Source organism: Curtobacterium sp. AB7, from assembly GCF_044909335.1.
Lineage (GTDB): Bacteria > Actinomycetota > Actinomycetes > Actinomycetales > Microbacteriaceae > Curtobacterium.
Map to the genome: position 1 here is coordinate 514,539 of NZ_JBIYED010000001.1, position 15,125 is coordinate 529,663.

General features: G+C 67.1%; 13 protein-coding genes and 1 pseudogene. 6 read left to right on the forward strand and 8 right to left on the reverse strand.

Annotated features, from left to right (window positions below; all coding sequences use genetic code 11):
- Window positions 1-35 precede the first annotated feature (35 nt).
- On the forward strand, window positions 36-869 hold the full coding sequence (locus ABH929_RS02630; protein WP_404560018.1) for an SDR family oxidoreductase: 834 nt from the start codon (window positions 36-38) through the stop codon (window positions 867-869).
- Between the two features lie 15 nt (window positions 870-884).
- Here the strand turns inward: ABH929_RS02630 and ABH929_RS02635 are convergent, their stop codons facing one another.
- The 4 genes from ABH929_RS02635 to ABH929_RS02650 all read right to left on the reverse strand — a co-directional run bounded on the left by ABH929_RS02635 (window position 885) and on the right by ABH929_RS02650 (window position 5,069).
- Window positions 885-2,207, reverse strand: a complete 1,323-nt coding sequence (locus ABH929_RS02635) for a CynX/NimT family MFS transporter (RefSeq protein WP_404560019.1) — start codon at window positions 2,205-2,207, stop codon at window positions 885-887.
- Entirely contained in the window at window positions 2,204-2,860 is a 657-nt protein-coding gene (locus ABH929_RS02640; protein WP_123294473.1) for an HAD hydrolase-like protein, read from the reverse strand. Before ABH929_RS02640 ends, ABH929_RS02635 begins: the two co-directional genes overlap by 4 nt.
- Window positions 2,861-2,987: 127 nt before the next feature.
- Window positions 2,988-3,683: an endonuclease NucS gene (nucS, locus tag ABH929_RS02645; RefSeq protein ID WP_123311144.1), complete on the reverse strand. Its 696-nt coding sequence runs from the start codon at window positions 3,681-3,683 to the stop codon at window positions 2,988-2,990.
- Between the two features lie 9 nt (window positions 3,684-3,692).
- The gene (locus tag ABH929_RS02650; RefSeq protein ID WP_404560020.1) at window positions 3,693-5,069 is read right to left on the reverse strand and encodes an MFS transporter; all 1,377 of its coding nucleotides are present in this window, start codon (window positions 5,067-5,069) and stop codon (window positions 3,693-3,695) included.
- A gap of 118 nt (window positions 5,070-5,187) precedes the next feature.
- Here ABH929_RS02650 and ABH929_RS02655 point away from each other — a divergent pair, with 118 nt between their 5' ends.
- Window positions 5,188-6,321, forward strand: a complete 1,134-nt coding sequence (locus ABH929_RS02655; RefSeq protein ID WP_404560021.1) for a LacI family DNA-binding transcriptional regulator — start codon at window positions 5,188-5,190, stop codon at window positions 6,319-6,321.
- A 94-nt stretch (window positions 6,322-6,415) separates the two neighbouring features.
- Here ABH929_RS02655 and ABH929_RS02660 read toward each other — a convergent pair whose 3' ends face one another.
- Both ABH929_RS02660 and ABH929_RS02665 read right to left on the reverse strand, forming a co-directional pair.
- Window positions 6,416-8,152 carry a DUF2326 domain-containing protein gene (locus ABH929_RS02660; protein WP_404560022.1) on the reverse strand — a complete coding sequence of 579 codons (1,737 nt, stop codon included), beginning with the start codon at window positions 8,150-8,152 and terminating at the stop codon, window positions 6,416-6,418.
- 215 nt (window positions 8,153-8,367) lie between these two features.
- Window positions 8,368-9,162 (reverse strand): ABC-three component system protein, encoded by a 795-nt coding sequence (locus ABH929_RS02665; RefSeq protein ID WP_404560023.1) that lies wholly within the window; start codon window positions 9,160-9,162, stop codon window positions 8,368-8,370.
- Between the two features lie 912 nt (window positions 9,163-10,074).
- Here ABH929_RS02665 and ABH929_RS02670 point away from each other — a divergent pair.
- A pseudogene (locus tag ABH929_RS02670) lies at window positions 10,075-10,209 on the forward strand (DUF4236 domain-containing protein); the annotation flags it as partial.
- A 105-nt stretch (window positions 10,210-10,314) separates the two neighbouring features.
- Window positions 10,315-11,130 carry a hypothetical protein gene (locus ABH929_RS02675; protein WP_404560472.1) on the forward strand — a complete coding sequence of 272 codons (816 nt, stop codon included), beginning with the start codon at window positions 10,315-10,317 and terminating at the stop codon, window positions 11,128-11,130.
- Between the two features lie 132 nt (window positions 11,131-11,262).
- Here the strand turns inward: ABH929_RS02675 and ABH929_RS02680 are convergent, their stop codons facing one another.
- Complete coding sequence (locus tag ABH929_RS02680; protein WP_404560024.1) at window positions 11,263-12,435, reverse strand: lipopolysaccharide biosynthesis protein; 1,173 nt, start codon at window positions 12,433-12,435, stop codon at window positions 11,263-11,265.
- Window positions 12,436-12,509: 74 nt separating this feature from the next.
- Entirely contained in the window at window positions 12,510-13,820 is a 1,311-nt protein-coding gene (locus ABH929_RS02685) for an MATE family efflux transporter (RefSeq protein ID WP_404560025.1), read from the reverse strand.
- 160 nt (window positions 13,821-13,980) lie between these two features.
- On the opposite strand from ABH929_RS02685, the gene ABH929_RS02690 reads away from it, so the two are divergent.
- Both ABH929_RS02690 and ABH929_RS02695 read left to right on the forward strand, forming a co-directional pair.
- Window positions 13,981-14,571 (forward strand): hypothetical protein, encoded by a 591-nt coding sequence (locus ABH929_RS02690; RefSeq protein ID WP_404560026.1) that lies wholly within the window; start codon window positions 13,981-13,983, stop codon window positions 14,569-14,571.
- Between the two features lie 85 nt (window positions 14,572-14,656).
- On the forward strand, window positions 14,657-15,064 hold the full coding sequence (locus tag ABH929_RS02695; protein ID WP_404560027.1) for a hypothetical protein: 408 nt from the start codon (window positions 14,657-14,659) through the stop codon (window positions 15,062-15,064).
- Window positions 15,065-15,125 lie beyond the last annotated feature (61 nt).

The window sequence follows — 15,125 nt, forward strand, 5'->3', positions numbered from 1 at the left end:
AGCAGAACGACGTGACACCGATCGAAGGAGCGACCATGACCATCGCCATCACCGGAGCGACCGGCAACATCGGGGGCGCCGTCGCACGCGCGCTCGCCGCGGACGGCGTTCCGTTCCGGATGATCGTGCGCGACGCAGCGCGCGCCCCGGAGCTGCCGGGCGCCGAGGTCGCGGTCGCCACGTTCGCCGACGCCGACGCCAGCCGCGCGGCGCTCGAGGGGGTCGACGTGCTCCTGATGGTGTCGGCGGCCGAGGCCGAGGACCGGCTCGACCAGCACCGCACCTTCGTCGCAGCAGCTGCCGAAGCCGGCGTGCGACACGTCGTCTACACGTCGTTCCTCGGCGCGGCCGAGGACGCGACCTTCACCCTCGGGCGCGACCACTGGGCGACCGAGCAGGCGATCCGCGCGACCGACACGGCGTACACGTTCCTGCGGGACAGCTTCTACCTGGACTTCGTCGAGGACCTGGTCGGCGAGGACGGCGTGATCCGCGGGCCGGCAGGCGACGGCGCCATGGCGGCGGTCGCACGTGCGGACGTCGCACGGGTCGCGACCACCGTGCTGCAGGACCCGGGAGCGCACGTGGACCGCACCTACGAGCTGACCGGGCCCGCGGCGATCACACTCGCCGAAGCCGCTGCGGTGGTGTCCGAGGTGCGCGGCCGCACGGTGACCTACCACCCGGAGACGTTGGACGAGGCGTACGCGTCTCGGGCGCAGTGGAACCCCGAGCCGTGGCAGGCCGATGCGTGGGTGAGCACCTACACGGCGATCGCCGAGGGGGCGCTTGCGCACGTGTCCGGCGACGTCGAACGCATCACGGGCAGGGCGCCGATGTCGCTGCGCGAGGTGCTCGCCGCCGGGTAGCGGGCGCGGCGCCCCTCAGGACACGCGGCGCGCGGCGATCGTGCCGACGACCCCGAGCGTCAGCACCGACACGAGCACGACGAGCAGCGGTGCCGTCCAGTCGCCGGTCGCACCGTGCAGCGCGCCCGCGACGAGCGGTCCGGCCGAACCGATCAGGTACCCGCCGCCCTGCACGAACGCGGACATCCGACGGGCATCGGCGTCGCTCGACACGATCCGCACGATCACGATGAAGATCACGGTGATGCCGCCGCCCTGGGCCGCGCCGCCGAGCACCGACCACAGCAGCCAGAGCTGCGGGGCGAACAGCAGCCCGAGCGGCATCGCCAACCACAGCGTCCCGACGAGCGCGATGATCGCCGCCGGCCGCCACTTCGCCGCGAGCAGCGGGACCCCGAGCGCACCGACCACGGCCAGGATCTGGAACACCGACGAGCTCGCCCCGGACGACGCCTTCGAGAAGCCGATCTCGTCGTGCAGCAGGGTCGGGATCCAGGCGGTCAGGGCGTAGTACGAGAACGCCTGGCCGCCGAAGGCCAGCGTGAGACCCCACGTGATGAGTCGTCGAGCGGGGCGGACCGGCTCGGCGGCGGTGGCAGCAGCGGCCGCCGCGGCCCGGTCGGCGCGGATCGTCCGGATCGCCCCGGTGTCGAGCACCTGGTCGATCGGCCCGGTGATCGGCAGGGGTTCGTCGTCGTCCGAGCGCACCGGGCGGCGCCACGCGGCCCGGGCACCCACCGCGTACGTCCAGGCGAACCCGGCGATGACCGCGAAGACCGCCCACACGGCGATGGCGATCGGCCAGCCCCACAGCGCCGCCAGGGGAGCGGTCGCGAGCGACGTGATCATCGACCCGACGTTGAGCGCCGACGTGTAGACGCCGGTGACCAGGCCGACGCGTTCCGGCGAGGTGTCCCGCCGGATGACGACGGGGATCACCACGTTGCCGATCGTGATGCCGATGCCGATCACCGCGGTGCCGATGAGCAGTGCGGCCGACGACGGCATCGAGCGCACCACGGTCCCGGCGAGCACGATGACGAGCGACAGGGACACCGCACGCTCGGGGTCGGCCTTGGCGATGACCCAGCTGGCGAACGGCGTCGCCAGGGCGAAGCAGAGCACGGGGATCGTCGTCAGCAGCCCGGCGATCGTGGACGTCAGGCCGAGGTCGAGCCGGACGTCGCCGATGACCGGAGCCGTCGCGACGATCGGCCCGCGGAAGTTCAGGGCGATGAGGACGATGGCGGCGGGCAACACCCACGCGGCGGCACGCAGCCCCTGCCGCGTCGCGCCGGTCCGGCCGTGACCGCTCGTCGCGTCGGTCCCGCCCGTCACGGCAGCAGGATCGGGAGCAGGTCGAGCGGGGTGGCGGCCGTGGCGATGGTGCCCTCGGCCTCGGCGGGGGAGCCGTACCCCCACTCGGCGAAGACCACCGGGACACCGTGCACCGTGGCGCCCTCGACGTCGTGCACCCGGTCGCCGATGAGCACCGGACGGCTGATGTCGAACCCGCGGGCGTCGAGGCGGCGCAGCGCTTCCTCGACGACGTCGGCCTTGCTCGACCGGACCTCGTCGTCGCTGGCGCCCGTGATGATGTCGATGTCGCCGGTGAGCCCGTAGTGCTCGAGGATGTACGTCGCCGGCGTCTCGGGCTTGCTCGTCGCGGTCGAGATCGGCAGCCCGGCGTCGTGCAGGGTGCGGAGCACGACGTCGATGCCGGGGAACATCGTCGAGTCGAGGGCGCCGTGCGAGAAGTAGTGCTCGCGGTACACAGCGAGGGTGTGCTCCGCCTGCGCCTCGTCCATGCCCATCGCGACCCGGAACGTGTCCATGATCGGCGGGCCGACGAACGACATCAGGGTGTCGTGGTCGGGCACCGGGACGCCGACGGTGCGGAAGGTGTGCGTCAGACTCTCGAGGATGCCCGGCGCGGAGTCGCTGATGGTGCCGTCGAGGTCGAACAGGATGGCGGAGAACGGGCTGGTCATGTCCTGCCCACCCTACCTGCGGCGGTCGACGGGACCACCCGGGTGCCGTGGGCGACGGGGCGGACGTGCGCCGGGCCTCCCGGTCGGGCGGCGGGCAACGCATCAACGCGCTGCGCCGCGACCGCGCTCAGAACAGGCGGGTGTGCCCGCCCTCGATGCCGCGCATCGCGTCGTAGTCGAGCACGAGGACGCGGATGCCGCGGTCCTCGGCGAGGGTGCGCGCCTGCGGCGCCACCGTCTGCGCCGCCAGCACGCCCTGCACCGGCCGCAGGTGCGGATCGCGGTTCATGAGCTCGAGGTAGCGCGTGAGCTGCTCGACCGCGTCGATGTTGGCGTTGCGCTTCATCTCGACCGCGACGCTCGCGCCGGCGTCGTCGCGCGCCAGGATGTCGACCGGCCCGATGGCGGTCATGTACTCGCGGCGGACCAGCGTGTGGCCGTCGCCGAGCAGTTCGATCTGCTCCGCGAGGAGCTGCTGCAGGTGCGCCTCGACCCCGTCCTTCACCAGGCCCGGGTCGACGCCGAGGTCGTGGGTCTGGTCCGCGATGACCTCGTGGATGGACACGATCAGGCGGTCCTGGGTCTTCTTCTGCGTCACCGTCCAGACCTCGGTGATGCCGCCGACGGCCTGCTCCTCGTCGGGCTCGCTCATCTCGATCGAGCACGGCGGGCTCATCCAGTTCAGCGGCTTGTAGCTGCCACCGTCGGAGTGCACGAGCAGCGATCCGTCCGCCTTGAGCATGAGCAGACGGGTCGCGAGCGGCAGGTGGGCTGAGAGCCGGCCGGCGTAGTCGACGGAGCAGCGGGCGATGACGAGACGCACCCGGGAAGCCTAACGGGCGTCGCGTCCCGACCCGGACGGCGCGCTCGTCGCGTCGGCAGCGCTGGTTGCGTTGGCAGCGCTCGTCGCGTTGTCAGCGTTGTCGGCGTGGTCAGCGCTGTCGGCCGGGAGGCGCGGCTCGCCCCCGCCGTGTCCGTCGCCGCCCCCGCGGGTCGGCCTGGCGGCGGCGCCGGTCTCACGGGCGGCACCCGACGCGAGTCCCGCCGCGATGATGAACACGAAGACGACCAGGAGCGCACCGAGCAGTCCGACGTGCTCGCCGAGGAACCCGATGAGTGGCGGCCCGGCCAGGAACGCCACGTACCCGATGGTCGCGACGGCGCTGACCTTCGCGGCGGCGGTGCGGGGGTCGTCGGCGGCGGCCGACATGCCCATCGGGAAGCCGAGGCTGGCACCGAGGCCCCAGAGCACGACGCCCACGATCGCGAGCGGCACGTTGTCGATGAAGATGAGCATGCCGAGGCCGACCACCGCGACGGCGGCGCTGATGCGCAGGATCGGCACGCGCCCGAACTTGTCGATGAGGGGGCTGCCGGCGACGCGGCCGACGGTCATCGCGGCGAGGAACACCGTGAGCACCCCGGCGCCGGCAGCGTTGTCGAGCCCGTGGCCGTCGATCATCGCGAGCGGCAGCCAGTCGTTCGCGGAGCCCTCGGCCAGGGCCATGCCGAGCACGATCACGCCGATCAAGATCGTGGACGGCTGTGCCCAGACCTGCATGCGCGTGAGCGGCGTCGCGACCGGGCTGGTGTCGGTGGAGACCTGCTCGGCGAAGCGGTGCTCGTCCTGGAACTTCGTGACGGCGACGAGCATCACGGCGCTCGTGATGACGACCAGCACGATGAAGTGCACGGAGACCGGGATCTCGAGCCGCTCGGCCAGGGCACCGAGCCCGGCGCCGGCCAGCGTGCCGAGGCTGAATGCTGCGTGGAACAGCGGCATGATCGTTCGCCCGCCGGCCTTCTCGGCGGCGGCTCCGGAGACGTTCATCGACACGTCGCACAGGCCGTTGCCGAACCCGAAGGCGATCAGCGCGATCCAGATGGCGGCGAAGCCCCACTCGAGCGTGACCGCGATGCCGGCGAAGACCATGCCGAGCGCCAGGCAGGCGGCGGCGATCTGGAGCCCGCGCCGTGCGCCGAGCTTGGCGACGATGTGGCCGGCGAAGGTCAGGCCACCGATGGAACCGACGGCCATGCCCAGGACGAGCAGACCCATCTCGAACGTGCTCGCGCCCAATGAGTCGCGGACGCTCGGGATCCGGCCGAGCCACGTCGCGATGTCGAGCCCGGACAGGGTGAACACCACGAACACCGCGATGATCCAGGCCCTGGTGGTCGGAACGGTGCGGGTGGACGGCGTCGTCATGGTGGTCCCATCGTGCTTCGTTGCTGGTGGTCGTCGTGCGGGTCGCGCTGCGCGTTTTGTTCTGGGTCGGCCGCTATCGAATCGATTCGACCGCTTGCTCCCGCTACGCTAACCGGCGATGGACGAACCGGCAACAGCACTCGGCGCGTCGCCTTCCCGCGGCGGCGTCACCCGTCGGTCGCGCCCGACGCTGGCCGCGGTCGCCCGTGCCGCCGGTGTCGCGCCGTCGACGGCCTCGCTCGCGTTCAGCGGCAGCGGCCCGGTGTCCGAGGACGCCAAGGCACGCGTGCTCGCCGCCGCCGCCGAGCTCGGCTATGGCGGCCCCGACCCCCGTGCGCGTTCGCTCCGCCGAGGCCGTTCCGGTGTCATCGGTGTCGTGATGGACGAACGCTTGAGCGACGCCTTCCGCGATCCGGTGAACGTCCTGACGCTCGACGGCATCGCCGAGGTGGCCGGGGCTGCGGGGGCTTCGCTCTTGCTGGTCCGGAGTCCGCTCGACGATGAGCAGGGTGCCGGCCCGCTGGTGGATGCCCCGATGGACGCCGTCGTGCTCGTGGGGTGCAACGTCCGGATCGACCCGGCCGTGGCGGTGCTGCGGCGTCGACAGATCCCCGTCGTCGCGATCGAGGCGGACGAGATCGAGGGTGCCGTGCCCGTCCAGCTCGACAACCGGGATGCCTCGCGCCGTGCTGCTGCGTACCTGCAGGACCTCGGGCACGCCGACGTCACGGTGGTGACGCTGCCGCTCGACGCTGCTCGTCGGCGGGGGCCGATCGACGACGACCGGTTCGCCTCGGGCATCGCGTTCACCACGCTCGAACGGCTCCGCGGTGTGCGCGAGGTCTACCCCTCCGCCGCGGCGATCGAGACTGCTGGCAGCTCGGTGGAAGAAGGACGTCTGGCTGGTGTCGAGCTGTTCGCCGCGGACGGGCCACGGCCGACCGCGGTCATCGCGCAGAGTGACCTGATCGCCGTCGGGGTGATCTCGGCCGCTCTCGACGCCGGGCTGCGGGTGCCCGAGGACGTCAGCGTCGTCGGGTTCGACGGCATCACGGTGGACGACAGCCTGTTGCACCGGACCCCGATCCGGCACCTGACCACCCTGGTGCAGCCTTTCGTGCAGAAGGGCCAAGCTGCCGCTCGTGCTGCGCTGGCCATGCTCGAGGGGGCGGAGCCGCAGCCGGCATCGTTCACGTCGGAGTTGCGGGTGGGGGACACGACGGGGCCGCCGCCCAACCCGGCTACCTACTAACGCACGCGTCGCAATCGACTGCATCTAGCATCGGGCTAAAGCGGTCACGATGGAACTTCCACCTTTGAGTTGCGCGCATGCAGCCGATCCAGATCTAGAAAACTACACCGAACGCTCCGCCGATCTCGGTTTCTAAAATCCGACGGCGCACGGAGCTTCCGAACCATGGAGACTCGTTGAACTCTGCGGGAACCTCATTGCTATTTAGAGTCACGATGTACTGAAAATCAGTGTTGCTTTGATTTTGAACAATTTCACGAACCGTCTCCAAAGCGGTTTGTACCTGAACCGTATCGACCCCATCGAAGACCACGGAATCGTGAACGAGGAACTTGGGATGGACGCGGCTATCTGATTCTGTCAGTAGGGTTAGATCGTAACTAAAGAGCTTCATCTTGCTGACCCCGGTACTGGCTGATGCCGGAACTCGCAATGCCACCTTGTAACCATCATCATCTACCCGTACAGTCATGGCCCCACCCTTACCGTAAAGCGACCTAATTAGGAAATCGAAACGGCGAGCGAATCGATCCACGTTAGGTTGCTCAGCAGTCAGTGTCTCGGAGGCCCTAGCGCGCAACGCGCTCTTGGTCACGTTAAGCTCTTCGCGAGCCCGATCCCACCGTCGCAGCGCGTCGATCTGCATATCGAGGTCACGAACATGTGCGTCTAGCTCGATATGAGATCGCTGAAGGGCGAGTAGTTCATCCAGCACTCCGCCCGCGTTTATCTGTCGGAGGATGGCTGTGCGTCGCTCTAGTGCGGAGGTCAGCCGTCGCTCGTAATCTCTCAAGCGAGCCCGAAGATCTTCAATTTCTTGGCCCAGGTATGCCGCCCGGTTTCCGTAGACCCGACTGTGAAACTCTCCTACCTGATCTAAGCGGAGTCGCGCACCATCGGTAAAAGCCTCGATCATCTCCGCACGCAGGAGGGCGAGCGTCTCATCGGAAGTCGTTGCCTCTGAATCGGCGAGAGACGCCTCGTGAAGCGTGATGATCTGACGCGCCATGTACGCCTCATTGCGTAGACCGTTCACTTCGGATGTTAACGAATCAGCCTGTGAAACCAGGTCGTTTGGGTCGTCGAGCAATACAAATTCTCGGGTCTGCTCGGCTACCCTGTCCCGTGCGATGGCGGCTTCCTGGCGTTCCATCAGTAGGTCATCCTCACTGCCTACTGTGCCGGACAAGAACTTTGATGCAGCTGCAGAATCGATGGCCTTATATAGCTGCTGCTCGTCCTTGAGGTCGGCTAGTCGATGACTAACCTCCCAGTCCAAACCGAGAAGGTACGCTGTGTGGATGCGAGAAGAACGGGCCGGTTGTTGAGGAAAAATTTTCGTGGGGTCGTCGGGTGCGCTACGCCTTATCAAGTAGCCAAGTAGCGTCCGGGAAGAAACGCGTGCCTTCTCGTCATCGTCAATTTCATCTGGTAGACCGAACCATTTCCAACCCAGGATTTGCTTCCAGGTATCCACCCGAAGGGTGCTTTCCTCGAGGAGAGAGAGCCAAGCGGGTGCAGGTCCTGAGAGGTGCTCCACCGAGACTCGACTGCGTGGAGTTGAGCAGCTTCTAGTGATTCGCACGACTCCGTTGTCGATGCCGAGTGTGAGCACGAAAGCCCAGCCATCTGTTCCGAGGGGTTCAAACTCCGACGGGAAGTTCGATCCTAGGCAGTAATTGATGGCGGCGAGGATGCTGGACTTGCCGCGCGCATTGCGACTATCCGTCTTACTGGCTTCTGCCGTACGATCTGCGAGTATGACGTTCATGCCGGACCGGAAGGAGATCGGTTCAAACTCGGCCTTGTTTGCAGCAATCTCAATTAGCAACAGAGGTCCTTTTGGTAAGAATATTTTCAGTGCAATCGATTCGCTCCAACGTGAACAGCACGTCGAGCATGAGGACGTATCGAAAGAAGCTCGCTGTCGAGTCGATTGTGGTCCGGTAAAGGTACCAGCCCTCGCCAATAGTTACGGCACCCGGCATTGCATCCCAGAAGAGCAGTCCCGTTCCGAGTAAGGACGCTGCAGGGGTAATGTACTTGTCAGGAAGCAGCATGTGCGGACTCGAATATCTCGCATATCTCGAAGAGATGGACTATCACGGCGATGGCGGCTGCTTCTAGTAGTTCGTTCCGATTCACCCCAGCATTCTCCAGGGCTTCGGAATAAATGAAATCAAAGAGGTCGTCTCCCGACAGATTCGAAAGAATACCCCCGGCGTATTTCGCCTTGAACCAGAGCCGCAGGCGCTGTGAGTAACCAGGGTTCCCTTTCTCACTGAAGGTGATAAAGTCCGCTACTGCAGTAGTCTTGGATAGTCCGCTTTTGATCATGGCTTCCGAGGAATGACCCAAGCTATTGATTCTGATCTTATCAGCGACGCCCGGCGGTAGTGTCAGTGGTTCTAAAGTCGAAGGTGCTTGCGCGATAGTTAGGCGCAACGATGAACAAACCGCCTCAAGTTCGATAAAACCCACGGCATTCATTGCATAGCGCTGTCCACGGCTTACGGCCTGTTCGTGCTTTGTCTTCATCGCGAACAGGCGTTCGGCAGGATATGCGGCTCGTTGTGAATCGATGATCTTGTGATGCCGATCGCAAAGGAGCATCAGATTCGATATGTCGACCCGTTCATCGTCGTCCTGGTTTTCGTCATAACGCGCCCCGCCCGGGCTCGCGGCAAGGATGTGTGCGATCTCGAAAACTACTGTGTCCTGATCCCGCGGGTCACCAGCTTCTTCCCATAGTAATTCATTGCAGCCATCAAAGGCGCAAATTTGACCGGAGCGCATCAATAGAACTTTGAGCTGAGGTGTTGAGAGCGGCTTTCGTGGCAAGTTGAGTCTCCTTCAGAGCAGACTCTAGGCGATTCGGGCGTGCGCAGGTGAGCGCACCCATGGGCGTGGCTCTCCGGTGGAGTGGTCGGTGGACGTCGTCTGGCGCACGTCTAGTGGCGTAGGGGACTGGGATCGGCCAGTTGTGTGGTGTTCACGCACGGCTTAGGGGATAGGTGGAAGCGCGCCGCGTCACGATGGTTGTGGAAGAGGAGGCGATCGTGGTTAGGCCGTTCACAGAGGTCTCGCTTTGCGGGCGGCCCGCGTCGCAGGAGCGCCTGATCGGGGGCTAGCAGGACTCGACCGGTCAGCGTGTTTCAGACCGTCCGTCCGGGCGTCGGTAGGTCGCCGCGGGCAAAGGCTGTTTCGCCTAAGCCCGCGGCACCTTCTACTTGCAGCGATCGCAGCGGCGCCAGCCGTTGGTTCCGGGCTGTCTGTTGTAGGACGGTATCTGTCTTCCGACCGGGCAGTCGTTGTCCACGTGGTGGACGTCGGGATCCGACTGGTTGGTCGAGTGGTACGCGGCAACTCGCATGATTGGCTCCTTTGCCATCAGCGCTCACGGACGTGAGCTATCCGCGATGCTACGGTCGGCTTCCGACACGGCCAGCAGGTGTTAGGGGCGGGCTTCGTTTCGGATCGGGGCCGGCTTCGTTTCAATCGTGATTCGGATGCTCTCTCGAGGTGTCTGGCGCGGCCGAAGTTAAGGCACCCAACGTAGTGACGCGCTGGATACGAGGCAGGCGCGTCGACTGAGGGGGTACTCGCACCGCTGCCGGTGGTCACTGGCCGCGGCCCCAGTGAAGCTCCCCCAGATGAGGGGGCAAGGCTGCCCAACGGGTGAAGTAACGGGATCCATCACTCGCCTCCCACGCTGTCGTCCTGCATCATGAGCGAGACCCTAGGGAGGGGCACATGGGGATCTCGATCCGCAAGAGTGTGAAGGCTGGGCCGCTGCGGTTCAACCTTTCAAAGTCAGGCATCGGCGTCAGCGCGGGATTGCCGGGGCTCCGTGTTGGTTCCGGGCCCCGGGGAAACTACGTACGGGTTGGTTCCAGCGGAGCAATGTACCTGTCATCCAAACCCAGGCGGAGTGGCTCCAGAGTCGAGGCGCCCCCAGTCCCATCTGTGCCGTGGAACCCAGCTGAAGTCCTCATGGACGACACCAGCGGGCTATCCGCTCTCGAACTCCGACCCACTGGGGGTGACGACATCGTGCAGCAGCTCAATGAGGCTGCGCGACGACCCCGCTGGGGCTGGATCGCTGCGATCGTCGCTTTCGTGATCGGGGCGGCACTCATGCCGTGGGGTCTCATCGTCTGGGCTCTCGCTATCCCCGGCTGTTGGTGGCTCTTCCTCCGTGACGGACTTCGGAAGAACGTTGTCCTCTTCTACGACCTCGAGGGCAGCGCAGCTCTTTGGTTCGACCGTTTTGTCACCTCGTGGGATGCAACGTCGAGCAGCGACAAGCTGTGGCGAACCGTCCAGTCAGGCCAAGTCCAGACCACCTACCAGCACAAGGTCAACGCCGGCGTCGGGTCCATCGTTCAACGGGTCACCGCCGAGGCGAGGATCCAGCAGCCGAAGTACCTGTCCACGAATATCGACATTCCGACCGTCCGGGCGGGGAAAGAGGTGCTCTACTTTTTGCCGGATCGGCTCCTCGTGGGTTCCGGCAAGCGCTACTCGGACGTCGGCTACCGGCACCTGACAGTGCGGCGCTCAGCGACCCGCTTCGTTGAACAACCCGGACACGTGCCGAAAGACACCCAGCTGATTGGCCAGACCTGGCAGTACGTCAACGTCAAGGGCGGCCCCGACCGGCGCTTCAAGAACAATCCAACCCTCCCCGTCGTGCAATACGGACAGCTCGACATCAGCACCGCGCAAGGCTTGTTCTGGAGCGTGCAGTCCTCACGTGTTTCCGCCCTCGATGAAGCTGGCTCACTCCTCGGGACCGCGCCTCGTTGACGCGAGTAGCTTGCTGCTGCGCTGACACAACTGCGCCAGGTCGGCGTAGCCGATGGCCGGGTGTCGTGAGTTGCAGCGGGTGTTGTGAACGTTCTTGGACCGGTACCGCCGCGTGATCAGGCGTGGCTCGGCTCAGCGCCGCCGCACTCCGAGCCCCACCACCGCGACCAGGTTCACCGCACTCCCCACCAAGAAGCCCGTCGTCCCACCCGCGACCCCCGCGACGGGCCCGAGCACCGCCATGAGCACCGCCCCGACGACGAACCCGGCGACCGACGCCAGCGCGACCTGACGTGACCGCCCCGACGCGAGCAGCAGCGCCGCCGGCACGAGCCCGACAGTGAACACCCACACCGCGACCATCAGGTACCGCAGGTCCGCCACGGCGGCAGCGCCCTCGGCGGGGTAGACGATCGGCAGGAACCACCCGGCGAGCAGCGCCACCAGCCCGAACACGACGGCAGAAGCAGCTGCGAACCCGACGACGAGCATCAGCGCTCCGCGAGACCGCAACGACCCACCATCCGTCCGGTGCGCGAACGCCGGCACGAGCACCTGCCCCAGCGCCTGCCCGAGCATCGACGCCGGCGTCGCCAGGGTGAACGCCGCGGCGTAGACCCCGGCTTCGTGCGCCGACGACGTCACCTGCGCCGAGATCATCGTCAACTGCAGCAACCCGTTCGACGTCACCACCGCCAGCACGTTCCACGCCGCGAACCCGAGCACCCCGGCGGCGGGTTCGCGAGCAGCAGACCCGAAACCGTTCCCCCGCGGCCAGCACGCGATCGCGAACACCGTGTAGCCGATGGCGAGCGGCAGCAGCACGAACGGCTCGAGGCGGGTGACGCACGCCACCACGAGCAACCCGAGCGCCAGCACGCTCGTCACCGAGTCCCAGAGTGCAACCCGCGGCGCCCGGCCGTAGCCGAGCTGCGCGCCGCGGGCGTAGCAGTACAACCCGTAGCCGACGACGACCCCGACACCACCGAGCACCATGCCGGGGCCGTTGCCCCAGGCGACCGCGACCGGCACGGTGACCGCTGCGAGCACCACGGTCGACACCAGCATCGACAGCCCGAGCAGCCGGTTCACCGCGGCGTCCGACCGCCGACCCCGCAACGCGATCGCCAGGTACCGAGAGGCGGTGTTGCCCGCGGCGTTCGGCCAGAGCAGCGCGACGAACACCGACAGTGACAGCAGCGCCGTGGTCTGCCCGAGGGTCTCGGTGCCGAACACCCGCCCGACGACGACGGTCACGAGCAGCTTCGCGACGCCCTGCACCCCGATCCCGACCGTGGCGAGCACAGCCGACGATGCCACCGAAGACGACGACGCGACAGGCGAAGCCCCAGCACCAGCACCAGGACCAGAAGAGCCGCTCACCGCGCCAACGCCTGTTCCACCCATCCACGCCGATGCGCGCGCACCCCGAGCGTCACCGCCCGGACCCCGATGTACCCGAGGGCGAACGCTGCCCACAACCCGGCGAGCGTCCCACCGACCCACCACAGCAGCGGCAGGTACACGACCAAGTTCACACCGCCCGCGATCGCCAGGTACCGCGCATCCCCGGCGCCGATCAGCACCCCGTCGAGCACGAACACGTACCCGGCGACCGGCATCCCGACGGCGATGAGCACCAGCACGAGCGGCAGCGCGTCCCGCACGGCGGACGAGTCGGAGAACACCGGCCCGAGCACCCCGCTCACGGCCAGGGTCAGCGCCCCGAGCAGCGCCCCACCGATGATCCCGAGCAGCACGAGCCGCCGCGTCACCAGCCGTACCCGCTCAGGATCCCGCGCCCCGAGGCCGTGCCCGACGAGCGCCTGCCCCGCGATGGCCAGGGCGTCGAGCGCGAACGCCAGGGTCGAGAACACCGTCAGCCCGACCTGCGTCGTCGCGAGTCCCGCGGTCCCGAGTCCGGCGGCCGCGCCGACGGTCGCGAGCATCGCGATCCGCAACGACGCGGTCCGCAGGAACAGCCAGGCTCCGGACCGCAGCGCCCGGACGACGCCCGAGGCGCCGGGCCGCAGCGGCGCTCCCGACGATCGCGCGGCGCGCACCGCGATCCGGACGTAGACGATCGCCATCGCCCACTGCACGATGACCGTGCCGGCGGCGGACCCCTCGACGCCCCAGCCCGCGCCGTAGATCAGGACGGCGTTCAACAGCCCGTTCGCGGCGAACCCGACGGTCGCGACGACGAGCGGGGTCTTCGTGTCCTGCAACCCACGCAGCAGCCCGGTCGAGGCAGTGACGACCAGGATCCCGGGCAGTCCGATCAGCGAGATGGTCAGGTACGCGGTCGCGGCCGCCGACACCTCGGCCGAGGCGCCGAACAGGTCGACGAGCGGACCGGCGAGCGGCCACCCGACCAGCGCCAGCACCGCCCCCAGCGCAAGCGCGAGCCACATCCCGTCGATGCCGGCGTGCACGGCTCCGCGACGGTCGCCCCCGCCGAGCGCCCGCGCCACGGCCGGGGTCGTCGAGTACGCCAGGAACACCAGGAGCCCGGTCACGGTCGACAGCACGGCACTTGCGAGCCCGACGGCCGCCAGCGGCGTCGCCCCGAGGTGCCCGACGAGCGCGGTGTCGGTCAGCAGGAACAGCGGCTCGACCACGAGCGCTCCGAGCGCGGGCACCGCCAGCCGCACGATGTCGCGGTCGACTGCGCGCCGCTCAGCGCTCACAGCGGGTCGCGTCGGTTGGTGCACCGACCCATTCTGTCGGCGATGCCGAGTGCGCGCGTTTCGTGGCCCGGCCCGGATCCCGAGGCGCTTGGAAAGTGAGAATCCCTAACATGCCGCCGTGCGTTGTCGATAGGCCCATCCACATCGAAGGGAAGCACTGATGGCCGACAACAAGATGACGAAGTCCGCTGGGGAACACTGGGTGTGTTCGATGCTCGCTCGACAGGGTTGGGGTGCCGCGCTGACGCGCGATGGGCTCGCGCGGACGGACATCCTCGCCGTGCACACCGAGGACCTCTCGCGCCCCGCGATCGAGGTGCAGGTCAAAGCGGCTCGAGCAGCCTCCAACGTGAACTACCCACTCGGCTTGAACTCGCAGCAGACGGCGCGCTCGGATCGAGAGTGGTTCGTCTTCGTGAGCCTGCCGGAACAGTCCGACTACGTCTCGGCGCCCCGTTCGTTCATCGTTCCCCGAAACCACGTTGCGGCTGCAGCCTTCATCGCGCATGAAGATTGGCGAACGGACCCCGACGCGGTTCCGGGAACCCGGAACGCGGGTGTCGACAGGTCCCGTGTGCACATCAGCGTTTGGAGTCGGTACGAGGATCGGTGGGACCTGCTCGCCCAGCCGACCGCTGCTGTGCCGGTCATGTTGCCCGCGCGGTTCGAAGACCTCGCCTTCGGCGATCGCGTCGGACTCCCAGAGGGGCACCCTTGGCTCTTGAACCGTCCAGTTTGGGCGGACGCCTGATTCCGTCGGCGCACGTTTCGGAAGCATCGCCGCACCGATCGAGGCCAGGTCCGTCGCCGGACGATTCGCTTGATACGTTCGCCACATGGAGAGCGTTCGACATGCTGAGCTGATCGCAGAGCTCGAGGCATCTCGTGCTGAGGAATGGGGTCAGCGGGCTCTGCTCGGATGCCTCCGAAAACTCCGCGACGGCGGCCCGACCGAGGCGGCAAGCGTCGTCGTGCACGACGCCTGGGCCACGGCTGACGAGTTCCGCGTCGTCTACGACTCCCCGTGGCAAGGTCCTCGCGTCGGGATCATCCGCAACCGGTGGACGACGATCGACCGAACGGACGCCTACGCAACCGGCGACCAGTCGACTCCAGAAGAGTTCGGACAGGAGGTCGCGGACTTCAACATCGGCGAACCACTTGGCGCTTACCTCGACATCCTCGATTTCGCCGCCGCTGGCCTGGGCTGGTGGGGCCACATCCCGTTTTGCAGCCGACGCTGATCCCTCTGCACTCGCTCGACTGTCGGTGACACTCGAGCGATGACGGACGCTCCAGTCGAGG